At 67.0% G+C, this 20,811-nt stretch carries 21 protein-coding genes; 12 read left to right on the top strand and 9 right to left on the bottom strand.

Features of this window, described 5'->3' with window-relative positions; translation table 11 throughout:
• Positions 1 to 8: 8 nt before the first annotated feature.
• Positions 9 to 1,277 carry a pepsin/retropepsin-like aspartic protease family protein gene (locus VFE83_RS07095; RefSeq protein WP_324904492.1) on the bottom strand — a complete coding sequence of 423 codons (1,269 nt, stop codon included), beginning with the start codon at positions 1,275 to 1,277 and terminating at the stop codon, positions 9 to 11.
• Positions 1,278 to 1,481: 204 nt separating this feature from the next.
• Here VFE83_RS07095 and VFE83_RS07090 point away from each other — a divergent pair, with 204 nt between their 5' ends.
• Complete coding sequence (locus VFE83_RS07090) at positions 1,482 to 1,907, top strand: DUF2975 domain-containing protein (RefSeq protein WP_324904490.1); 426 nt, start codon at positions 1,482 to 1,484, stop codon at positions 1,905 to 1,907.
• Between the two features lie 9 nt (positions 1,908 to 1,916).
• Positions 1,917 to 2,144 (top strand): helix-turn-helix transcriptional regulator, encoded by a 228-nt coding sequence (locus VFE83_RS07085; protein ID WP_324904488.1) that lies wholly within the window; start codon positions 1,917 to 1,919, stop codon positions 2,142 to 2,144.
• Between the two features lie 26 nt (positions 2,145 to 2,170).
• Here the strand turns inward: VFE83_RS07085 and paoC are convergent, their stop codons facing one another.
• The 3 genes from paoC to paoA are packed head-to-tail and all read right to left on the bottom strand — an operon-like array spanning position 2,171 to position 5,975.
• Positions 2,171 to 4,369: an aldehyde oxidoreductase molybdenum-binding subunit PaoC gene (gene paoC, locus VFE83_RS07080; RefSeq protein ID WP_324904487.1), complete on the bottom strand. Its 2,199-nt coding sequence runs from the start codon at positions 4,367 to 4,369 to the stop codon at positions 2,171 to 2,173.
• Positions 4,366 to 5,322 carry a xanthine dehydrogenase family protein subunit M gene (locus VFE83_RS07075; RefSeq protein WP_324904485.1) on the bottom strand — a complete coding sequence of 319 codons (957 nt, stop codon included), beginning with the start codon at positions 5,320 to 5,322 and terminating at the stop codon, positions 4,366 to 4,368. Before VFE83_RS07075 ends, paoC begins: the two co-directional genes overlap by 4 nt.
• Positions 5,319 to 5,975, bottom strand: coding sequence for an aldehyde dehydrogenase iron-sulfur subunit PaoA (gene paoA / locus VFE83_RS07070; RefSeq protein WP_324904483.1), 657 nt, complete (start codon positions 5,973 to 5,975; stop codon positions 5,319 to 5,321). The genes VFE83_RS07075 and paoA overlap by 4 nt, the downstream gene beginning before the upstream one ends.
• A 217-nt stretch (positions 5,976 to 6,192) precedes the next feature.
• On the opposite strand from paoA, the gene VFE83_RS07065 reads away from it, so the two are divergent.
• The 3 genes from VFE83_RS07065 to VFE83_RS07055 all read left to right on the top strand — a co-directional run bounded on the left by VFE83_RS07065 (position 6,193) and on the right by VFE83_RS07055 (position 8,136).
• The gene (locus VFE83_RS07065; protein ID WP_324904481.1) at positions 6,193 to 6,585 is read left to right on the top strand and encodes a hypothetical protein; all 393 of its coding nucleotides are present in this window, start codon (positions 6,193 to 6,195) and stop codon (positions 6,583 to 6,585) included.
• Positions 6,586 to 7,052: 467 nt separating this feature from the next.
• Complete coding sequence (locus VFE83_RS07060) at positions 7,053 to 7,412, top strand: hypothetical protein (protein WP_324904479.1); 360 nt, start codon at positions 7,053 to 7,055, stop codon at positions 7,410 to 7,412.
• Positions 7,413 to 7,428: 16 nt separating this feature from the next.
• Positions 7,429 to 8,136 (top strand): hypothetical protein, encoded by a 708-nt coding sequence (locus VFE83_RS07055; protein WP_324904477.1) that lies wholly within the window; start codon positions 7,429 to 7,431, stop codon positions 8,134 to 8,136.
• 89 nt (positions 8,137 to 8,225) lie between these two features.
• Here the strand turns inward: VFE83_RS07055 and VFE83_RS07050 are convergent, their stop codons facing one another.
• Positions 8,226 to 9,536 (bottom strand): MFS transporter, encoded by a 1,311-nt coding sequence (locus tag VFE83_RS07050; RefSeq protein WP_324904475.1) that lies wholly within the window; start codon positions 9,534 to 9,536, stop codon positions 8,226 to 8,228.
• Positions 9,537 to 9,686: 150 nt separating this feature from the next.
• On the opposite strand from VFE83_RS07050, the gene cyoA reads away from it, so the two are divergent.
• From cyoA to VFE83_RS07015, 7 genes are all read left to right on the top strand, one after another.
• Positions 9,687 to 10,751: a ubiquinol oxidase subunit II gene (cyoA, locus tag VFE83_RS07045; protein ID WP_324904474.1), complete on the top strand. Its 1,065-nt coding sequence runs from the start codon at positions 9,687 to 9,689 to the stop codon at positions 10,749 to 10,751.
• A gap of 73 nt (positions 10,752 to 10,824) precedes the next feature.
• Positions 10,825 to 12,804 (top strand): cytochrome o ubiquinol oxidase subunit I, encoded by a 1,980-nt coding sequence (cyoB, locus tag VFE83_RS07040; RefSeq protein WP_324904679.1) that lies wholly within the window; start codon positions 10,825 to 10,827, stop codon positions 12,802 to 12,804.
• A complete protein-coding gene (gene cyoC, locus VFE83_RS07035; RefSeq protein ID WP_324904472.1) occupies positions 12,797 to 13,426 on the top strand; it encodes a cytochrome o ubiquinol oxidase subunit III in 630 nt (209 codons plus the stop codon). The genes cyoB and cyoC overlap by 8 nt, the downstream gene beginning before the upstream one ends.
• Positions 13,423 to 13,815: a cytochrome o ubiquinol oxidase subunit IV gene (cyoD, locus tag VFE83_RS07030; RefSeq protein WP_324904470.1), complete on the top strand. Its 393-nt coding sequence runs from the start codon at positions 13,423 to 13,425 to the stop codon at positions 13,813 to 13,815. Before cyoC ends, cyoD begins: the two co-directional genes overlap by 4 nt.
• Positions 13,812 to 14,576, top strand: a complete 765-nt coding sequence (locus VFE83_RS07025) for an SURF1 family protein (protein WP_324904468.1) — start codon at positions 13,812 to 13,814, stop codon at positions 14,574 to 14,576. The genes cyoD and VFE83_RS07025 overlap by 4 nt, the downstream gene beginning before the upstream one ends.
• A 16-nt stretch (positions 14,577 to 14,592) precedes the next feature.
• Positions 14,593 to 15,945: an ATP-binding protein gene (locus VFE83_RS07020; protein WP_324904466.1), complete on the top strand. Its 1,353-nt coding sequence runs from the start codon at positions 14,593 to 14,595 to the stop codon at positions 15,943 to 15,945.
• Complete coding sequence (locus VFE83_RS07015) at positions 15,929 to 16,471, top strand: response regulator transcription factor (protein WP_324904465.1); 543 nt, start codon at positions 15,929 to 15,931, stop codon at positions 16,469 to 16,471. Before VFE83_RS07020 ends, VFE83_RS07015 begins: the two co-directional genes overlap by 17 nt.
• 31 nt (positions 16,472 to 16,502) lie before the next feature.
• Here VFE83_RS07015 and VFE83_RS07010 read toward each other — a convergent pair whose 3' ends face one another.
• Genes VFE83_RS07010 through VFE83_RS06995 form a run of 4 tightly spaced genes read right to left on the bottom strand, consistent with a single transcriptional unit; the run spans position 16,503 to position 20,810 of the window.
• Positions 16,503 to 17,537, bottom strand: coding sequence for a sialidase family protein (locus VFE83_RS07010; protein ID WP_324904463.1), 1,035 nt, complete (start codon positions 17,535 to 17,537; stop codon positions 16,503 to 16,505).
• Positions 17,538 to 17,542: 5 nt separating this feature from the next.
• Positions 17,543 to 19,102, bottom strand: coding sequence for a sodium/sugar symporter (locus VFE83_RS07005; protein ID WP_324904461.1), 1,560 nt, complete (start codon positions 19,100 to 19,102; stop codon positions 17,543 to 17,545).
• A 26-nt stretch (positions 19,103 to 19,128) separates the two neighbouring features.
• On the bottom strand, positions 19,129 to 20,025 hold the full coding sequence (locus VFE83_RS07000; protein WP_324904459.1) for an SMP-30/gluconolactonase/LRE family protein: 897 nt from the start codon (positions 20,023 to 20,025) through the stop codon (positions 19,129 to 19,131).
• Between the two features lie 2 nt (positions 20,026 to 20,027).
• Positions 20,028 to 20,810, bottom strand: coding sequence for an SDR family oxidoreductase (locus VFE83_RS06995; RefSeq protein WP_324904457.1), 783 nt, complete (start codon positions 20,808 to 20,810; stop codon positions 20,028 to 20,030).
• Position 20,811: the final 1 nt, after the last annotated feature.

Here is a 20,811-nt window from a genome sequence, read left to right as displayed (position 1 = left end):
CAGCCGGCTCAGCGCAGGGGCGGCCCCAGCTCGAACGTCATCGCCTCGAAATCGAGTGCCCACCACGCGAACTGGTTGAGCACGTCGCCGCCAAGCAGGCCGAAGTTCTCCGCTTCCATGTCGCCGTCCTCCACCACGATGGAAAGCTCGGGCAGGGTGGCGGTCTTGCCGGCCACTTCCAGCGTGGCGTCGCGCATCACCGCGGAGCGTCGCGTCGTGGCGCCGCCCGCGCCGGCCAGCCGCTCGTCGGTGGTGGCCAGGCCTTCCACCAGGTGCGGATGACGGTGCGAGAACCGCGAGGACAGCGATGAGCGCGGACCGCCGCTGTCCAGGTGCATGGCCACCGGGATTCCGCGGAAGCGCGCATCCACGTACAAGCTGTTGCCGACGATGCGCAGGTTCTCCGTCGCCGATTGCGGCGAGGCATCCGGTTCGGGTGTCATCGAACCGCTGCGGTCGAAGCGGATGCGCTTGAACTCGCGCAGCACCGGAAAGCCGATGATGGCGTCGATGCGGTAGCCGCCCGGCACGGGCAGTTCCAATTGCTTGTCGTCCAGGACCAGGAACGCGACGTTGCGCAGTTCCAGTCCGGCGAACTCGAACTTCTCGGCCACGCCGATACGCGTGGGCACCGCGTCGCGGGCCGCACTGCCGATGGTGGCCTCGCGTTCGAGCATGCGCAGGCCCAGGCGCGTGGCGGTGCTCTGCGACACGACCGACAGGCCGGCGCCGGTGTCCAGCACGGCTTCCTGCGAATGTCCGTTGACGGTGGCATCGGCGCGCGAGAGGCCGACCTTGTCGGTGCGTAGCGCCGCCGTGCGCGGCACGAGCGACTCGACCCGCTGGCGCGGCGCCGAAGCCAGTGCGAACGCCAGCGCGCCCATGCGCTGGGCGTCGTCGATGTCCTTCTGCGGCGCATTGCGCTGCTCCAGCGCCGTCCGCCAGCCTTCGACCGCCGCGGCCGCATCGGCGTAGTCGCCGGCAGTGAAGGTGGCATCGGCCAGCACGGCCCATGCACGCGACTGCTGGTCGGGAGAGACGGCGGCGTCCTTCGCGACGGCGCGCGCGACGGAAGTCGCTTCCGCTGCGCGCAGGCGGGCGGCCGCGATGCGGGCGCGGGCGATGGCGGCGAGCGCGGGGTCGGTGATGGAGGCGCGGGCGCGTTCCAGGGCGAACACGTCGCCGGCTTCGGCGTCCTCGATGAATGTCTCAGGCGCCGGCAGTGGGGTAGGCGCCGACCCGGCGGGATCGGCCGCCACGGACAGGCCATGGGCCATCAACAGAACTGCCGCCCAGACTGCCCGGGACGGCCGCGGATGTGCTTGGAGGTATCGCATGGTAGTATTTGTCCAGTGGTAAATAATTTCTGCAAAACAGAAACTACTATGCGTAATTCAGAAATTTCAAGAGGTCTGGTCCGGCACGCCCGGCTATTGCGTTGCGCCGCGCTGGCGGCGGGAGCGTTCTATCTGGTCGCCACCGTGGGCGCGCTGCTGTCGCTGGGCGGGTGGGGAGGGCGGTTCGTTTCGGCCACGCTGGATCCGGGGGATCTGCCGATCCGGTGGGCGGCGACGACGGCGGCCATCCTGGCGCTGCTGACGGGTGCGGCGATGATCGAACTGGCCCGCATGCTCGGGCAGGTGGGGCGCGAGGGGGTATTCACCCGCGAGGTGACGCGGCGCTTCCGGCGCTTCGCACTGCTGTTCCTGCTCACCGCCGTCATCCGCCTGGCCATGCCGGCGCTCGTCATTTCCGGCCTGTCGCTGGCGGAAGGAACCGGCTCGATGCGGCTGACCTTCGACGGCGGCGACGCGGTCACGCTGCTGGTGGCGGCGCTGTTCTATCTGGTTGCCCGGCTGTTCGACGAGGCCGTGCGACTGGAAGACGACAGCCGCTCCATCGTCTAGGAGACGCCCATGGGAATCGTCGTTCGCCTGGACGTCATGCTCGCGCTGCGCAAGGTACGCTCGAAGGATCTGGCGCAGCAGGTCGGCATTACCGAGTCGAACCTGTCCCTGCTCAAGTCGGGGAAGGTCCGCGGCATCCGTTTCGAAACGCTGGCGGCGATCTGCCGGCACCTGGATTGCCAGCCCGGCGACATCCTGGTCTTCGACCCGGACACGGGAGACGACCCGGCCGCGTAGCCGGGTCACGCCAACGCCGCGTCGCCTCAGGCGATCTTCGGCAGGTGGTCGAGCAGCTTGTCCAGCGTGATCGGATAGTGCCTCACCCGGAAGCCGGTCGCATTGTGGATGGCGTTCGCCACCGCCGCGCCGACGCCGCAGATGCCCAGCTCGCCGACGCCCTTGGCCTTCATCGGTGACGACATCGGATCGGTCTCGTCCAGGAAGATCACCTCCTGGTGCGGGATGTCGGCATGCACCGGCACCTCGTAGCTGGCTAGGTCGTGGTTGACGAAGAAGCCCAGGCGCTGATCGATGGCCAGCTCTTCCATCAGTGCCGCGCCCACGCCCATGGTCATCGCGCCGATCACCTGGCTGCGCGCCGCCTTCGGATTGAGGATGCGGCCCGCCGCGCATACGGCCAGCATGCGGCGCACGCGGATCTCGCCGGTGTCCGCATGCACGGCGACCTCGCAGAAGTGCGCGCCGAAGGTTGACTGCTGGTATCGCTTGTCCAGATCGCCGTACTCGATGAGGTCCTCGGCAACGAGTTCGCCATCCTTTGCCGCATCCGCCAGCGCCACGCGACGATCACCCGCACGCACGCTGCCGTCGACGAATTCGGCCGTGGCGGCATCGAGGCCGAGCTTCTGCGCGACGGTCTCGCGCAGCTTCGAGCACGCGGCGAACACGCCCGCCGTGGCGTTGTTGCCGCCCCACTGGCCGCCCGATCCGCATGACACCGGAAAGGTCGAATCGCCCAGCTTCACGACCACGTTCTGCAGCGGCACGCCCATCATTTCCGCGGCCGTCTGCGCGATGATCGTGTACGAACCGGTGCCGATGTCGGTCATGTCGGTTTCGACCGTGACGATGCCGCGGCCGTCCAGACGCACACGCGCCGCGGACTTCATCAGCAGGTTGTTGCGGAACGCGCTGGCCACGCCCATGCCCACCAGCCAGCGGCCTTCGCGCACGCTGCCGGGTTTGGCCGAACGCTTGTTCCAGCCGAACTTTTCGGCGCCGGTGCGCAGGCATTCGACGAACTGGCGCTTCGAGAACGGCCGCGACGGATTCTCCGGATCGACCTGCGTGTCGTTGACGATGCGGAACTCCACCGGATCCATGCCCAGCTTCTCCGCCATTTCGTCCATCGCCACTTCCAGCACCATCATGCCGGGCGCCTCGCCGGGCGCGCGCATCGCGTTGCCTTCCGGCAGATCGAGGGTGGCCAGGCGCATCCGCGTCATGCGGTTCTCGCCCGCGTAGAGCAGGCGCGTCTGCTGCACGGCGACTTCCAGGCCGCCGCCGGGCAGGTCGCCGTTCCAGCTCTCGTGGCCGATGGCGGTGAGCTTGCCGTCGCGGGTGGCGCCGAGCCGCACGCGCTGGATGGTGGCTGGGCGATGGGTGGTGTTGTTGATCATCAGCGGCCGCTGCAGCGCCACTTTCACCGGGCGTTTGGCCGCGCGTGCGCCCAGCGCCGCCATCAGCGCATCGGCACGCAGGAAGAGCTTTCCGCCGAAACCGCCACCGATGTACGGCGACACCAGCCGCACGTTTTCCTTCGGAATGCCCAGCGTGGTCGCCAGGTCGCCCGTGCTCCAGTCGATCATCTGGTTCGACGTCCACACGATGAGCTTGTCGCCGTCCCACGCCGCGATGGACGCATGCGGCTCCATCATCGCGTGCGATTCGTCGGGCGTCGTGTAGGTTGCATCGAACTGCACCGGCGCGGTTCTGAATGCCGTTTCGAAATCGCCGGCGCCGCTGTCGGGCTTCTCGTTTTTGGGGGCGATGGCGGAGGCCTTCGCCTTCTCCAGATCGAACGCGCCCTTCGCGCGCTCGTAATCCACGCGAATGGTCTGCGCCGCCGCGCGTGCCTGCTCGAAGGTTTCGGCCACCACGATCGCGATGGCCTGGTGGTAGTGCTGTATCTCCGGGCCGCCCAGCAGGGTGGCGGTGTTGAACCTGCCCTTGCCGAGCTTGCCGGCGTTCTTAGCCGTCACCACGGCCAGCACGCCCGGTGCCTTGCGCGCGGCGCTGTCGTCGAGCAGCGTGATGCGCCCCTTGGCGATGCCCGCGCCGACGACGTAGCCGTAGGCCTGGTTGGGCACCACGTCGTGGCGTTCGTAGGCGTAGGGCGCGGTGCCGGTGGTCTTGAGCGGGCCGTCGATGCGATCGGTCGCGCGGCCGACCACCTTGCCCTGGTCGATCGGATTGGTGGTTGCGGGGCTGTCGAACTTCATGCCGGCCTCCCTGCCTCGACCAGCACGGCGGCGATCGTGCGCTCGGCCAGCGGCTTCTTGAATGCGTTGTCGTGCGTGGTGCGTGCGGTGTCGAGCAAGGCCGCGGTCACGGCCGCGGCACCTTGCGGCAGGGCGGCATCGGCGGCTTCGACGCGCCAGGGCTTGTGCGCGACGCCGCCGAGCGCGACCCGGCCCGTCCCATCGCGCTGCACGATGGCCGCCACCGACACCAGCGCGAAGGCGTAAGAGGCGCGATCGCGCACCTTGCGGTAGATCTGCCGCCCACCGACGGGCTTGGGCAAGGTCACCGCGGTGATCAGCTCACCCGGCTTCAAGACATGTTCGACGTGCGGCGTGTCGCCGGGCAGGCGATGCAGTTCAGCGATGGGGATCGAGCGGGTCTGGCCCTGCGGGTCCACCGTTTCGACCACCGCGTCCAGCACGCGCATGGCCACGGCCATGTCGCTGGGATGCGTCGCGATGCAGGCCTCGCTGGTTCCGACGATGGCGTTGTGGCGCGAGAATCCACCGTGGGCGGAGCAGCCGCTGCCGGGATGCCGCTTGTTGCACGCCTGGTCCGTGTCGTAGAAGTACGGACAGCGCGTGCGCTGCAGCAGGTTGCCCGCGGTCGTCGCACGATTGCGCAACTGTCCGGAAGCGCCCGACAGCAACGCGCGCGAGAGCACCGGATAGTCGCGGCGCACCGTGCGGTCCGCGGCGAGGTCGGTGTTGCGCACCATCGCGCCGATCCGCAATCCACCGTCTTCGGTCTTGCCGATCTCGTCCAGGCCCACGCCATTGACGTCGACGAGCGTCGTCGGCGTCTCGATGTCCAGCTTCATCAGGTCGAGCAGGTTGGTGCCGCCCGCGATGAACCTGGCGCCGGGCTGTCGCGCCACCGCGGCCGCGGCTTCGGCGGGCGTGCGCGCGCGTTCGTAGGCGAAGGCCTTCATGCGAGGCCTCCCGCCACTTCGTCGATGGCATCGAGGATGTTCGAATACGCACCGCAACGGCAGATGTTGCCGCTCATGCGTTCGCGCACCTCTGCGGCGCTCAATGTCGAGCGCGCCGTGAGGTCTTCGGTGACGTGGCTGGGAATGCCATCCTTCACTTCCTGCAGCATAGCCACGGCCGAACAGATCTGGCCCGGCGTGCAGTAGCCGCACTGATAACCATCGTGTTTGACGAACGCCGCCTGCATCGGATGCAGGCGGTCGGGGGTGCCCAGTCCCTCGATGGTGGTGATGCGCGCGCCTTCGTGCATCACGGCCAGCGTCAGGCACGAATTGATGCGGCGTCCATCGACGATGACGGTGCAGGCGCCGCACTGCCCATGATCGCAACCCTTCTTGGTGCCGGTGAGCCGCAGGTGTTCGCGCAACGCATCGAGCAGGGTGGTGCGCGTGTCGACTTCCAGTGCACGAGGCTTGCCGTTGACTTCGAATTGCACCTTCGACATCACCGCGGGCCTGGCCACGGACGGCGTGGTCGCTTCGTTGGCCAGCGTGGCCACCGTGGGCAGGGCACCTGCGGCGGCCGACACGCCGCCGGCAATCAGCACCTTCCGTCGGCTGACGCGGGTCTCCAGCGGTGAATCCTTGTCCATTGGCTGTGTCTCCGGCGGGAGTCTGGCTGATGGCTGGGCGCAACATGAGACCGTTAACACGCCAATCGCTACGTCCGTGTGATCGCGCGGCGACACCGGGCGGTCCACGCCGCGGTGCGGTTCCGATCTGCTACGCAGCTCTCATTCCGCCCACATCGCCGCCACGATCCGCACGGCGTAAAGTCGGCAGCGCCTCTATGGATCGGGAGTGCGTCGCATGAGCCCTGAAACGTTGGCGGGTCTGTTCGGCATCCTCGGCGCGCTGGTCGGCGGGCTGATCTCTTGGTGGCTGCAGAAGGACCGCGCCTCCACGGATCTGCGGATCGCGCTGGAGAGCGTGAAGACCGAACACATGGCCGAAACCACGGCGCGGCATTTCCTGCAGCACAAGGGCTACACCGACCGCTCGTTCGAGCTGCTGCGCGAGCGCCTGGGCGGGTTCGACGACGACGAACTCCGGCGTATCCTCGTGCGCGCCGGTGCCATCCGCTACATCCGCCGCGATGGCAGCGAGTTCTGGCGACTGCTCTCGCGCGAGGGTGAAGCCATCGCCAGGGCGAAGGCGCGCAGGGAAGCGATCGAGTCTTCGGAAGACGATGCCGATCGTTGAGTGCAGCGAGGAGGCCGGCGCATTGCTTCATCTCACGCTCGAGCGTCGTCCGGCTGGACTCGTCATCCCCGCGAATGCGGGGATCCAGCGTCTTTCCTGCCCCAACGGAGCGGGGATCGATGACGACGAGCTTGGCACGTTCGCGCCAACTGGTTCAGGAGCGCGCGAAAAGTCCCTGGATACCCGCCTTCGCCGGGATGACGAGCAAGAGCGTGGACGCGACTGTCAGTGTTGCCGTTGCCGCAGGCATTGGCGCTGTCGCGGCGGCGCGAATCCCCGCAATCGATTCGCCTACGCTGCTCAGACATGGATGGAACCTGCACAAACTTGAACGCGGTCGCGCGACGTGCTGGAAGCGCTACCTGACGGTCGGATCGCGTCGGTCATCTTCGATGCGCACTGCTTGACGAGCGTTTCAGCGCGCGGCTCGCACACTTGCCGCCCCTAAACCGTTGCGGAGCCAGGTCATGGCGTCGCGTTACAGGAAGTTCCCATTCCCGCCGCTGCTGCGCAGCCGGTGGGCATTCGTGCTGCTCGCATGCCTGCTGCCGTTGTCCGGCCACGCGGCACATCTGGAATTCGTGTCGGAGGTGGACGGCACCATCACCGACGTTACGGCGCAGCGCACCATGTTCTTCGCGATGGAAAATGGCTGGCCCACGCTCAAGGTGCACAACCGCAACTCAGGCACGCTGCAGACGATTCCACCGATCGAGGGAGATTCCCGTCAACGAGTGGCTGACCTACCGTGGCGCCATCTTCGGCTGGACGTCCGACACGGGCACCGCGGTGCAGGAGTGGACGGGCGGCGCGCTTCGGCTGTATGACGGCACGCCGCGCGGCATGCAGGTGGCCCCAGTGTCGCGGGCGTACGCGATCTGGCCGATATGGATCGCAGGAGAGGGGCGCTTCCTGCACCTGCGCGACATGCTGCTGCTCCAGAACCATCGGGTGGGCAACGGCAGCGTCAACGACCTGGCCGACGTGGGGGACAACGGCGAAGTCGTGTTCACCCAGGGGCCGGCGCCGTACAACGTCTTCCGTTATCGGAACGGACAGACGACGCAGCTGACCAACGCGCAGACGTACTCGCACTTCAATCCACTGACGGACGGCACCAACGTCGTCTATCGCAAGCAGGTGTCGAGCACCTCGTCGCAGATCGTGATGTACAGCGATGCCACCGGGGAGATCGTGCTGTGTCCCGCCAGCGGCCAGTTCTTCACGCCACGACAGGACTACCAGCCCAGCGGCGGAAACTCGGTCGCCTTCACGCGCATCAACACGGTGGAGGGCGCCCCGGTGCGGCAGGTCTGGCTGCGTTCGCTCAATGGACAGGTTTCGCCCATCTCCGACGGAACCACGGACGCATACATCCACGCGGTGTCGAACGGACAGGTGATGTTCGTGTCGGGCGGATACCTGTATCTAGGCCGCCCCGGCGTGGCGCCGGTGCTCATCACGCCGTTCGCGGAAGGCACGCAGGCGGTCTGGTTGCAGGGCAGCTGGCACGTGTACTTCGGCGGCTCGCTGTACCGTGTCGTGCTGTAGGGAGGCGCGCGGCTTGTCGGACCTGCCTCGCGTGGGTGTCCGCGCAGGCCCTTGATGGTGTGCGCGGGGCAGACGATGCCCCGCGGCCGTCAGCTCTTGTAGTTGAGCCTGCGATTGATACCCAGCGCGGCCAGAGTGCCGATCGCGCCGGAGAGCAGGTAGGCGCCAAGCCATTCCAGCCCGAACTGCGAGCACAGGCCCAGCGCGACCAGCGGCGCGAAGGCGGCGCCGATCAGCCACGCCAGGTCGGACGTCAGCGCCGCGCCGGTATAGCGATAGCGCCGGCCAAAGTTGGCGGTTACCGCACCGGCGGCCTGGCCGTAGGACAGCCCCAGCAGCGCGAAGCCGATGAGGATGAAGGCGGCCTCGCCGACTTCACCGCCTTCCATCAGCGTCGGCGCGAAGCCGCTGAACATCGCGATGCACACCGCCAGGCCGCCGAGCGTGCGCGCACGGCCCACGCGGTCGGCGATCAGACCCGAGGCGACGACGCCGCCCGCGGCGATGAAGGCGCCGACGATCTGCACGATCAGGAAGCCGACGATGGACTGCCTGGAGAACAGGAGGATCCACGACAGCGGGAAGATGGTGACGATGTGGAACAGCGCATAGCTGGCCAGAGCGGCGAACGCACCGATCACCACATGGCGGCCCTTGGCGTCGAACAGTTCGCGGATGGGCGTGGGTTCCAGTTCCAGCTCGCCCATCTTCTTCTGGTATTCGTCCGCCACGACGATGCGCAGGCGCGCGAACAGCGCCACCACGTTGATGGCGAAGGCGACGAAGAACGGGTAGCGCCAGCCCCACGACAGCAGGTCGGCCTCGTCCAGGCTGGCGTAGAGGAACGCGAACACACTGGCCGCCACGATGAAGCCGAGCGGCGCGGCCAGCTGCCCGAGCATGGCGTACCAGCCGCGGCGTTCCTTAGGCGCATTGAGCGCCAGCAGCGACGGCAGCCCGTCCCACGAGCCGCCGAGCGCCAGTCCCTGCAGCACGCGGAAGAACGCGAGCAGCGCGATCGCCGCGCCGCCGATCGTGTCGTAACCGGGCAGGAACGCAATGCCGGCCGTGGCCGTGCCCAGCAGGAACATCGACAGCGTCAGCTTGATGCCGCGGCCCCAGCGCGTCTGGATCTTCATGAACAACACGGTGCCCAGCGGGCGGGCGACGAACGCCAGCGCGAACAGCGCGAAGGTCCACAGCGCGCCGTCCAGGCGATCCAGGAACGGGAAGAAGACCGACGGAAAGATCAGCGCGGAGGCAATGCCGAAGACGAAGAAGTCGAAGTACTCGGACGCGCGTCCGATGACGACGCCGACGGCGATTTCGCCCGGGGCGACGTCGCTGTGCGCCTTGGTGCCGTGGTCGTGGTGGGATGCGATGGGGCTGACGGAAGACATCGGGCGGTCGCGGGCCGGGCGGGGGCAGGGGAGGATGCGACGATAGCCTGACAGAGGAGGTGTCCCCGGGCGATAGGACAAAACGTCCAATTCTCCGGGAGCGACCCGCGGAATACATTGATCCTGATCAATCCGTAAGCCCCTCCCCGCATGTCCATCGCGCGCCGAATCCTGCAGGCCGCCGTGCTGCTCCTCGCCACGGCCGCCCTGTCCGGATGCAACCTGCTGGTCCTCAATCCCGCTGGCGACATCGCCGCCCGCCAGGGGCAGCTGATCGTCGTGGCGACGCTGCTGATGCTGATCGTGATCATCCCGGTGATCGCGCTCACGTTCTTCTTCGCCTGGCGCTATCGCGCCTCCAACCGCGCCGCCACCTACAAGCCGGACTGGGACCACTCCACGCAGCTGGAACTGGTGATCTGGGGCGTGCCGCTGCTGATCATCATCGCGCTGGGCGCGATCACGTGGATCAGCACGCACCTGCTCGACCCGTACCGCCCGCTGGACCGCATCGCCGAAGGCCGGCCGGTGCCGGCCGAGGTCAAGCCGCTGGAGATCCAGGTCGTTGCGCTCGACTGGAAGTGGCTGTTCGTCTATCCGGAAGAAGGCGTGGCGACGGTCAACGAGATCGCCGTGCCGGTCGATCGCCCAGTGCGGTTCCGCATCACGGCCTCGTCGGTGATGAACACGTTCTACGTGCCTGCGCTGGCCGGAATGATCTACGGCATGCCGGGCATGGAGAGCGAGCTGAACGCTGTGATCAACGCGCCCGGCGTGTATGACGGCTTCTCGGCCAACTACAGCGGCGCGGGCTTCTCGCACATGCGCTTCAAGTTCCATGGTCTGTCCGACGCGGACTACCAGCGCTGGCTGCAGGGCGTGCGGGCCAGTTCGCAGACGCTCACCCGCAGCGCCTACCTCGAACTGGAAAAGCCCAGCGAACGCGAGCCGGTGCGCCACTTCGCCAGCGTCGACAACGGCCTGTTCGACGCCGTGCTCAACCGCTGCGTGGATACCGAGCGGATGTGCATGAACCAGATGATGGCGATCGACGCCACCGGTGGCTTGGGCCTGAAGGGCCTCGGCGGCCTGGCCACGCCGCGTCGCGGCGATCCGCGCCTGGGTGCCTACGTGTCCGCGCAGGTGTGCAGCGTCAACGACGCCCCGGCGCCGGGACTCGCGTCTCCCTCGATCGCCGGCATGAAGGCGCCTTAAGCGCCGCCCGCGTCAACGATCTATCCGGAATTCCCCGATGTCCCTCGAAAGCGCCAACCATCCGACTTCGCCGATCTTCGGTCGCATGACATGGGATGCCATTCCCATGTTCCACGAGCCGATCCTGATGGCCACGTTCATCGGCACGGTCGTCCTCGGCCTTGCGCTGATGGTCGTGATCACGAAGAACAAGCTGTGGGGCTATCTCTGGAACGAGTGGTTCACCAGCATCGATCACAAGAAGATCGGCATCATGTACATCGTGCTGGGCCTGGTGATGCTGCTGCGCGGCTTCGCCGATGCACTGATGATGCGCCTGCAGCAGGCCATGGCGTTCGGCGACAACCTGGGCTACCTGCCGCCGCACCATTACGACCAGATCTTCACCGCGCACGGCGTGATCATGATCTTCTTCGTGGCCATGCCGCTGGTCACCGGCCTGATGAACTACCTGGTGCCGCTGCAGATCGGTGCCCGCGACGTTGCGTTCCCGTTCCTCAACAACTTCAGCTTCTGGATGACCGTCAGCGGCGCCATGCTGGTGATGCTGTCGCTGTTCTTCGGCGAGTTCGCCGCCACCGGCTGGCTGGCCTATCCGCCGCTGTCGGGGATCGCCTTCAGCCCATGGGTCGGCGTCGACTACTACATATGGGCGTTGCAGATAGCCGGCGTAGGCACATTGCTATCGGGCGTGAACCTGCTGGTGACCATCATCAAGATGCGCGCGCCCGGCATGACCATGATGAAGATGCCGGTCTTCACGTGGACCTCGCTGTGCACTAACGTGCTGATCGTGGTGTCGTTCCCGGTGCTGACCGCGGTGCTGGCGTTGCTGGCGATGGACCGCTACGTGGGCACCAATTTCTTCACCAGCGACCTTGGCGGCAACGCCATGATGTACGTGAACCTGGTGTGGATCTGGGGTCACCCGGAGGTGTACATCCTGATCCTGCCGCTGTTCGGCGTGTTCTCCGAGATCGTGTCCACGTACTCGGGCAAGCGCCTGTTCGGCTACTCGTCGATGGTGTACGCGACCGTCTGCATCACGGTGCTGTCGTACCTGGTGTGGTTGCACCACTTCTTCACGATGGGCTCGGGCGCCAGCGTCAACTCGTTCTTCGGCATCACCACGATGATCATCTCGATCCCGACGGGCGCGAAGATCTTCAACTGGCTGTTCACCATGTACCGCGGTCGCATCCGCTTCGAGGTGCCGATGCTGTGGACCATGGGCTTCATGGTCACCTTCGTGGTGGGCGGCATGACCGGCGTGCTGCTGGCCGTCCCGCCGGCCGACTTCGTGCTGCACAACAGCCTGTTCCTGGTGGCGCACTTCCACAACGTGATCATCGGCGGCGTGGTGTTCGGCCTGTTCGCGGCGATGACGCACTGGTTCCCGAAGGCGTTCGGTTTCAAGCTGGATGACTTCTGGGGCAAGGTCTCGTTCTGGTTCTGGCTGGCCGGCTACTGGTTCGCCTTCACGCCGCTGTACGTGCTGGGCCTGATGGGCGTCACGCGCCGCATGAGCCATTTCGACGATCCGTCGCTGCAGATCTGGTTCCAGATCGCCGCGTTCGGCGCGGTACTGGTCGCCATCGGCATCGCCGCGTTCCTGATCTGCATCTACGTGAGCTTCCGCAAGCGCGAGCAGCTGCGCGACGTCACCGGCGACCCGTGGGACGGACGCACGCTGGAGTGGTCGACGTCCTCGCCGCCGCCTGCGTACAACTTCGCCTTCACCCCCGTGGTGCACGACACCGACGCGTGGTGGGACATGAAGCAGCGCGGCTTCAAGCGTGCGGTGTCTGGCTTCCTGCCCGTGCACATGCCGAAGAACACGCCTGCCGGCGTGGTGCTGGCCGGCCTGAGCACCGCGTGCGGATTCGCGCTGATCTGGCACGTGTGGTGGCTGGCCGCCGCCTCGCTGCTGGGCGTCGTGGCGTACGCCATCTGGAACAGCTTCGATTACCACCGCGACTACCACATCCCCGCCGAGGAAGTGGCCGCAACCGAACACGCGCGCACCGCGCAGCTGGAGGCCGTCCGTGGCTGATTCCATCGCACTGACCCGTGAGGACGGCGCACCGGTGTTCCTGGACACGCAGGGTCGCCACCATCCGCAGAACGGCACGCTGCTCGGCTTCTGGATCTACCTGCTGAGCGACCTGATGGTGTTCGCGTGCCTGTTCGCGACCTTCGGCGTGCTGGGCCGCAGCTTCGCCGCCGGTCCGTCCGGCGCGGACCTGTTCGACCTCAAGCTCATCGCGGTCAACACCGCCGTGCTGCTGTTGTCGTCGATCACCTACGGCTTCGCGATGATCGCGATGCAGAACCGCCAGAAGAACGACGTGATCGGCTGGCTGGCGGTAACCGGCGTGCTGGGCCTGGCGTTCCTCGGCATCGAGGTGTACGAGTTCCACCACCTGATCCATCTGGGTGCGGGGCCGCAGCGCAGCGCCTTCCTGTCGTCGTTCTTCGCGCTGGTCGGCACCCACGGCCTGCACGTGCTGTTCGGCGTGATCTGGCTGGTGACGCTGTGCATCCAGGTGCGCAAGCACGGGCTGACGCGCGCCAACACCCGCCGCGTGGCCTGCCTGTCCATGTTCTGGCACTTCCTGGACGTCGTCTGGATCGGCGTCTTCACCTTCGTCTACCTGATGGGTTCGCTGCGATGAACGACCACGCACACCACGACCACGACGACGACTTCCTCGAGGACGGCGTTCCGCACGTCTCCGCGAAGGAGTACCTGACCGGCTTCGTGCTGTCGATCATCCTGACGGCCATTCCGTTCGCCCTGGTGATGGGCGATGTCCCGATCGGCAAGCCGCTGCTGATCATCGCGCTGCTGGTGTTCGCCGCCGTGCAGGTGGTCGTGCACATGGTCTACTTCCTGCACATGAACGCGAAGTCCGAGGGCGGCTGGAACGCGCTCGCGCTGATCTTCACCGTGGTGCTGGTGGTGATCGTGCTGACCGGCTCGCTGTGGGTCATGCACCACCTCAACGGCAACATGATGCCGGGCGTGCATGATATGCAGGAGATGATCAAGAACGCTCCATGAGCCGGCGTTCCGACGCTGCGCAATCCGCCCCGCGCGCGCCACGGCGCGCCGGAGCGCTGGTGGCGTTCGCCATCCTGCTGACGGTCGCCTTCGCCGGCTTCATGGCGCTGGGCGTGTGGCAGGTGCAGCGCATGGCGTGGAAGCACGACCTCATCGCCCGTGTCGATGCGCGCGTGCACGCGCAACCGGTTCCCGCACCGGCGCGTGCGCAGTGGCCCGCGATCTCCGATGCCGGTGACGCCTATCGCCGCGTATCCGTCACGGGTCGCTTTGTGCCAGGCATGGAAACGCGCACGCAGGCAGTCACCGAACTCGGCGCCGGCACCTGGCTGCTCGCGCCGCTGCAGACGGACTCCGGCGACTACGTGCTGATCAACCGCGGCTTCGTGCCGGCCGGCAAGGCCGCCGCAGATGCGCCCGCTGGCAACGTGACCGTGCAGGGCTTGCTGCGCATCAGCGAGCCGGTTGGCGGTTTCCTGCGACGCAACGATCCCGGGCAGGGCCGTTGGTACTCACGCGATGTCCTGGCCATCGCGCGATCGCACGGCTTGCCGGCCGATCGCGTGGCGCCGTTCTTCATCGACGCAGAGCGCGATCCCGCATTCAAGGGTTGGCCGCGTGGGGGCATGACGGTGGTGAAGTTCCGCGACTCGCATCTGTCCTACGCCTTGACCTGGTTCGGAATGGCGCTGCTGACCCTGGCGGGTGGCGTGTACCTGTTCGCGTCGGAACGCCGCTTGCGCCATGATCGGCGGCAGTAAATCGCGCCCGGCGACCATGCACGCACGAACCGACCAGGACGAAATGCCCGCCGAGGCGGCACGCAGGATCTTCGCCATGGGCGGCGCCCGCGACAGCGCGGGCCTGCGCAACATGCAGCAGCTGATCCAGCTGCGCTGGATCGCGGTGGTGGGGCAGGTCGCCACCATCCTGGTGGTGCACTACGGGCTGGACATCGCGCTGCCGCTGGGTTCGATGTTCGCGGTGTTGGCCGCGCTGGTCGTCTTCAATCTGGCCAGCCACCTGTGGTGCCGGCGGCGCGTGCATGTCTCCAGCGCCGCGCTGCTGGTGGCGCTGCTGGTGGACGTCGCGTCGCTGACGATCCAGCTGTATCTCTCGGGCGGCATCACCAATCCGTTCGTGTTCCTGTACCTGCTGCAGGTGGGGCTGGGCACGGTGGTGCTGCGCTCGCCGTGGAGCTGGGTCATCGCCGCGGCGGCTGCCTTCTGCGTCACCGGCCTGACGCTGGTCCGCACGCCGCTCGTACTGACGGTGGATCCCGCGTGGGGCCTGGCCGATCACTACGTGCAGGGCCTGCTGATCTGCTTCCTGCTGGTCGCTGCGTTGCTGGTGGTGTTCCTGACGCGCATCGGCCGCATCCTGCGCGAGCGCGACGCACGCCTGGCGGAACTGCGCCAGCGCGCAGCCGAGGAAGAACACATCGTGCGCATGGGCCTGCTTGCATCGGGCGCGGCGCACGAACTGGGTACGCCGCTGTCCACGCTGTCGGTGATTCTGGGCGACTGGCAACACCTGCCGACGATGGCCTCCGACGGCGAACTGCACAACGACGTGATCGAGATGCAGGCGCAGGTGGCGCGCTGCAAATCCATCGTCACCAACATCCTGCTGGCCGCCGGCGGACCGCGCGCCGAAGCGCCCACCGAAACCACGCTGAACGCGATGCTGGACGGCCTGGCGCACGAATGGCGCGAGGCACGCAATCCGGCCGTGTTCAGATACACCAACCGGTGCAGCGTCGACCCACGCATCGTGTCAGACGCCGGCCTGCGGCAGATGGTCTTCAACGTGCTGGACAACGCGCTGGAGTCCTCACCGCAGTGGGTAGCGCTGGATGCCGAGTGCAATGGCGATCAACTGATCATCGAAGTCAGCGACGCGGGCGCCGGTTTCGCCGGGGATATCCTTCAGCGCGTGGGCACTCCGTACAACACCAGCAAGGGCCGTCCGGGCGGCGGTTTGGGGCTGTTTCTCTCGGTCAATGTTGCGCGTACGCTGGGAGGCAGCCTCACGGCGAAGAACCGGCCGCAGGGCGGCGCGACCGTCACGATGACGCTGCCGCTGGCGGCCATTGCCATCGAGGATGAGCACGATGACGACCAGGACTGACCGCCGGCTGTTGATCGTCGAGGACGATGCGGCGTTCGCGCGTACGCTGGTCCGCTCGTTCGAGCGTCGCGGCTACCAGGTGCGTCATCTGGCGGGCGAGGAGGGCATGCCGGCGCTGCTGGAGGAATACGCCCCCACGCATGCCGTGGTCGATCTCAAACTCGCCGGCGGCGCGTCCGGGTTGTCTAGCGTGAAGCACCTGCACGCGTTCGATCCGGAGATGGTGATCGTGGTGCTGACCGGCTATGCGAGCATCGCGACCGCGGTGGAAGCCATCAAGCTCGGTGCACGCCATTACCTGGCCAAGCCGTCCAACACCGACGACATAGAAGCGGCGTTCCAGCGTGCGGCCGGCGACACGGAGGTGGAGCTCACCGAGCGCACCACGTCGATCAAGACGCTGGAGTGGGAGCACATCCACGAAGCGCTGGCCGCCAGCGACTTCAACATCTCCGAAGCCGCCAGACGCCTCGGACTGCATCGTCGCACACTGGCGCGGAAGCTGGAGAAGCGGCGGATCAAGTGAGGCGGGCAACAGCCGCCTCGCGGCGGATGTTTCAGTCCACGGTTCCGAAGCGGATCCGCACACCGCCTCCGGGCACGCCGTTGACCACGCCTATCTCGTCCGGACCGAACTGGTAGATCGCCGGCCACGTATGGCGGAAGCCGAACGGCCATGCCGGCTGCGGCACGCGCTGCCAGTGCGCGCCGTTGTTGTCGCTCCAGCTGACCTCGTTCTGGCACGAGGTCACGAAGGTCGTGCCGCGCGTGGTCGTGGTGACCTGCGGGCCGCAGCGCTGGTCCGCCAGCGGCGTGCCGAGCCCTTCCGGCCACGTGATGCCATCGGGCGACACTTTGGTGGACACCGGGCAGTGCTTGTCGTCGCCGCAGATTTCGAACACCAGCAGATAGCGGCCGTCTTTCATTCGTGACATCACCGGCATGCCGGGGCGCAGCCTGCCGCCGCCGGGTTGTGCGACGAGCACCGACCGGTCGCCCCAGGTCGCGCCGCCGTCGCGCGACAACCGTTGCGATACGACCTGGTTGTACGAAGGCGTGCCGTCCGCTAGGGTTTCGTCCGCGTAGAGCACCGAGAGCGTTCCGTCCGGAAGCAGGCTGAACACCGGCTCCCACACGCCGCGATCCTTGCGGCCCTTGGGTGATTCGTTGCGGTCGATGGTGCTGAGGAAGTGCCAGGTGCGCCCACCATCGTCGCTGGCGTGCACGTTGAGGCGGTACGATTTGCCGTCGATCAGCGAGCGCATGCCCAGCAGCACACGGCCACCGGGCAGTACCAGCAGTTCGCCGTTGTCGATCTTGCGGCCGGGCTCGGCGACGGTGGACAGCTGCTTCCACTCGCGGCCGCGTTCATCGCCTGCATGGATGGTGAGCGTGCTGGGTGCGTTGTCATGGAAGCGCGTGGTCACCGCGAGCCAGCGACCGTCCGGCAGGCGCGCAAGACGCCCCCATGCCGCCTTGCTGTCGGCGATGGTTGCGGTGTCGGTCCATCGCACGGCGGCAGTCGCGGAGGATGCAATGGCGGCAAGTGCGAGCACGAGGGCACCGCGGCGCAGCAGGGTGAGCGGATCCATGGCGCTCACCAGAACGTCGCGTACAGCGCGATGAGGATCGCCAGCACCGCCAACGATGCGACGTTGAATGACGGCGCCGTCGCGTAGCTGACGTCGTCGGTGCGGATGCGGTCGCGCTGGCCGCTCGGAGACGTCATCAACGCAACCACCGTCGCCAGCGCGAACGAAAGCAGGAACACCGCGCCGATGCGATCCATGAAAGGCAGGGCAGGCCATGCCAGCTTGAACGCCAGCGACAGCACGAACGAGCTCACGGCCGCCGTCAGCGCGCCGGCTTCGTTCGCCCGCTTCCAGAACAGGCCCTGCAGGAAGATCACCACGATGCCGGGAGTGAAGAAGCCGGTGAATTCCTGGATGTACTGGAAGCCCTGGTCGAAGCTGCCGAGCAGCGGGCGCGCCGTGAGCACCGCGACGATGATGGACACGGCCGCGGTGATGCGGCCCACCCGCACCAGCCGCGCCTGAGATGCTTGCGTGTTGCGCTTGGCATAGAAGTCCAGCGTGAAGATGGTGGCCACCGAATTGATCTTGGAGGCCAGCGACGCGACGATCGCCGCGACCAGCGCCGCGAACACCAGGCCGAGCACGCCGCTGGGAAGCAGCCGCATCATGGTCGGATAGGCGGCGTCGGGCCGCTCCAGGTTCGGCGCGAGCATCACGGCGGCGATGCCGGGCAGCACCACGATGACCGGCATCAGCAGCTTGAGGAACGCGGCGAACACCACGCCCTTCTGCGCCTCGCGGATGTCCTTGGCAGCCAGGGCGCGTTGGATGATGTACTGGTTGAAGCCCCAGTAGCTCAGGTTGGCGATCCACATGCCGCCGATCAGCACCGACAGCCCCGGCAGATCCTTGTAGAAGGGATTGTCCGGCGACAGGATCATCTCGAACTTCGTCGGCTGCTGCTGCACCAGCCGCGTGAATCCCTCGACGATGCTGCCGTCGCCGATCTGCCCCAGCGTGATGCCGGTGACCAGCAGGCCGCCCAGCACCAGCAGCGTGACCTGCACGATGTCCGTAAGTGCCACCGCCTTGAGACCGCCGTAGAGCTGGTACGCCAGCGCGAACGCGCCCAGCAGCACCAGCGCCACGGTCTGGTCCAGTCCGGCCACCTGTGACACCGCGATGGATCCCAGCCACAGGATCGAGGTGAGATTCACGAACACGTACAGGCCCAGCCAGAACACCGCCATCAGCGTGCGGATGCGGTTGCCGTAACGTTCCTCGAGGAACTGCGGCATCGTGGTGACCTGGTTGCGCAGGAAGATCGGCAGGAACCACTTGCCGACGATCAGCAGCGTCACCGCGCCCATCCATTCGTACGATGCGATGGCCAGACCGATGGCGTAGCCGGAGCCGGACATGCCGATGATCTGTTCGGCCGAGATGTTGGCCGCGATCAGCGATGCGCCGATGGCCCACCACGGCAGGGCGCGGCTGGCGAGGAAGTAGTCCTGCGCGGACTTCTGGTGTCCCGCCTTCTCGCGCGAGACCAGCTGCGCGAGGATGAAGATGCCCGCCAGATAGGCCAGCACGATACCGACGTCGAGGGTGGATAGGCTCATTCGTGGATCTCTGGAGTGATGGGTCGTCAGCGACGCGCTACGGCGTCGGGATCACCGGCAAAGCGCGGCTCGGGCAGGCCGCGCACGCCCGGCTCGAATGCGAACACGTCGCCTGCGTGGCGATCGATGGCGCGCGTGACGACATCCATGCCGTCGTGCGCACTGGTGAAATAGAGGGTGTCGAGTTGCGCGCCGCCGAACGCAGGGCGGGTGGGCTGCGCGGTGGGAACGGCGACAACGCGGTCCTCGCGACCGTCGGGCAGGTAGCGCACCAGCCGCGATGCGCCCCATTGCGCATTCCACACACCGCCTTGGGCATCCACCGCGGAGCCGTCGGGCTCGCCTTCGCCATCGCCCAGGTCGACGAAGGTGGACACCGGGCCCATCTCATCGCCGTAGGCACACTGCTCGATGCGCTTGCGCAGCGAGTCGCAGAAGTAGAGCGTCGCGCCATCCGGACTGAAGGCGACGCTGTTGGCGATGGCGACGCGCGGAAGCGGCAACGCCTCCAGCGTCAGGTCCTGATTCAGCCGGAAGAAACCACCGAGCGGCTGCTTGGGTCCGTGGGCGGGTTCGTGCAGTGTGCCGAACACGAAGCGGCCCTGGCGGTCGCACGCACCGTCGTTGGCGCGCGTGTCCGGCCCGGAGTCGATGCGCCGGATCTCGCGCAGTTCGCCCGATGCGAGATGGAAGAACGCCAGGCGCGATGCGAGCGCCAGCAGCAGCCAGCCATCCGCCTCGCACAGCGCGAACGAGGCCAGGCGCTCCGGCATCGGCCAGCTGCGCACGGCGCCGTCGGCCGGCACATAACGCCACAGCATCGCGTCCTGGATGTCCGTCCAGTACAGCGCCTGCGCGCGCGGGCACCACAGCACGCCTTCGCCGAGCCGATTGCCGGCCTGCACCGCGATCCGCACGTCCACGTTCAGACCCAGCCGCCGTCGACGATGAAATCCTGGCCGGTGCACATGCGGCTGTCGTCCGCGGCCAGGAACAGCGCCATGCGTGCAAGGTCCTGTGGCTGCAGGTGGCCGGGCAGGCATTGGGCGCGACGGATCTGCGCTTCACCTTCTTCATCCAGCCACAGTCGCCGCTGCTTCTCGGTGATCACCCAGCCCGGTACCAGCGCGTTGATGCGGATGCGGTCGTGCCCCAGTTCGCGTGCGAGGCCGTTGACCAGGCCGTGCACCGCGGACTTGGCCATCGCATACATCGGATAACCGGCGTTCTTGATCATCCAGCCGGTGGAGCCCAGGCAGATCACCGACCCGCCACCAAGCGCCCGCATGTCGTCGACCACGGCCTGCGTCGCGAAGTACTGATGACGCAGGTTGACCGCGATGTTGCGTTCGAATTCGGCGGCGGTGGTCTGGCCGAAGGAGTGCCGCACGTCGTTGGCCGCGTTGTTGACCAGCACGGCGATCCGACCGATGTGCTCCCGCGTCTGGGCGATGGCCGTGTGCAGCGCGTCGAGGTCGGTCACGTCGCAGCGCAGGTAGATGGGTGTGTGCTCGACATCGGCAAGCCCGTCGATCAGAACCTGCGTGCCTGCGTCGTCGATGTCCAGGAACGCGACCCGCGCGCCCTGTCGGGCGAAATGCTCGACGAAGCTCGCACCGATGCCAGTGGCGCCCCCGGTGATCAGCACCGCGCGCCCGGCGAGGCTGGGATAGCGGGCCATGTTGTCCTGCGCAACCTCTGCAGTCATG

Source organism: Lysobacter sp. (genome assembly GCF_035655815.1).
Lineage (GTDB): Bacteria > Pseudomonadota > Gammaproteobacteria > Xanthomonadales > Xanthomonadaceae > Lysobacter_J.
The sequence above is the reverse complement of the archived record's forward strand: the minus strand, read 5'-3'. Positions and strand labels throughout refer to the sequence as shown.

Coding starts and splice junctions, on each gene's coding strand:
- VFE83_RS07020 (WP_324904466.1), top strand. CDS start 14,593: ATGCACGCACGAACCGACCAGGACGAAATGCCCGCCGAGGCGGCACGC.
- VFE83_RS07085 (WP_324904488.1), top strand. CDS start 1,917: ATGGGAATCGTCGTTCGCCTGGACGTCATGCTCGCGCTGCGCAAGGTA.
- VFE83_RS07065 (WP_324904481.1), top strand. CDS start 6,193: ATGAGCCCTGAAACGTTGGCGGGTCTGTTCGGCATCCTCGGCGCGCTG.
- VFE83_RS07025 (WP_324904468.1), top strand. CDS start 13,812: ATGAGCCGGCGTTCCGACGCTGCGCAATCCGCCCCGCGCGCGCCACGG.
- cyoA (WP_324904474.1), top strand. CDS start 9,687: ATGTCCATCGCGCGCCGAATCCTGCAGGCCGCCGTGCTGCTCCTCGCC.
- VFE83_RS07010 (WP_324904463.1), bottom strand. CDS start 17,537: ATGGATCCGCTCACCCTGCTGCGCCGCGGTGCCCTCGTGCTCGCACTT.
- paoC (WP_324904487.1), bottom strand. CDS start 4,369: ATGAAGTTCGACAGCCCCGCAACCACCAATCCGATCGACCAGGGCAAG.
- VFE83_RS07095 (WP_324904492.1), bottom strand. CDS start 1,277: ATGGCCCATGGCCTGTCCGTGGCGGCCGATCCCGCCGGGTCGGCGCCT.
- VFE83_RS07075 (WP_324904485.1), bottom strand. CDS start 5,322: ATGAAGGCCTTCGCCTACGAACGCGCGCGCACGCCCGCCGAAGCCGCG.
- VFE83_RS07005 (WP_324904461.1), bottom strand. CDS start 19,102: ATGAGCCTATCCACCCTCGACGTCGGTATCGTGCTGGCCTATCTGGCG.
- VFE83_RS07055 (WP_324904477.1), top strand. CDS start 7,429: ATGCAGGTGGCCCCAGTGTCGCGGGCGTACGCGATCTGGCCGATATGG.
- VFE83_RS07050 (WP_324904475.1), bottom strand. CDS start 9,536: ATGTCTTCCGTCAGCCCCATCGCATCCCACCACGACCACGGCACCAAG.
- VFE83_RS07060 (WP_324904479.1), top strand. CDS start 7,053: ATGGCGTCGCGTTACAGGAAGTTCCCATTCCCGCCGCTGCTGCGCAGC.
- VFE83_RS06995 (WP_324904457.1), bottom strand. CDS start 20,810: ATGACTGCAGAGGTTGCGCAGGACAACATGGCCCGCTATCCCAGCCTC.
- cyoD (WP_324904470.1), top strand. CDS start 13,423: ATGAACGACCACGCACACCACGACCACGACGACGACTTCCTCGAGGAC.
- paoA (WP_324904483.1), bottom strand. CDS start 5,975: ATGGACAAGGATTCACCGCTGGAGACCCGCGTCAGCCGACGGAAGGTG.
- VFE83_RS07015 (WP_324904465.1), top strand. CDS start 15,929: ATGACGACCAGGACTGACCGCCGGCTGTTGATCGTCGAGGACGATGCG.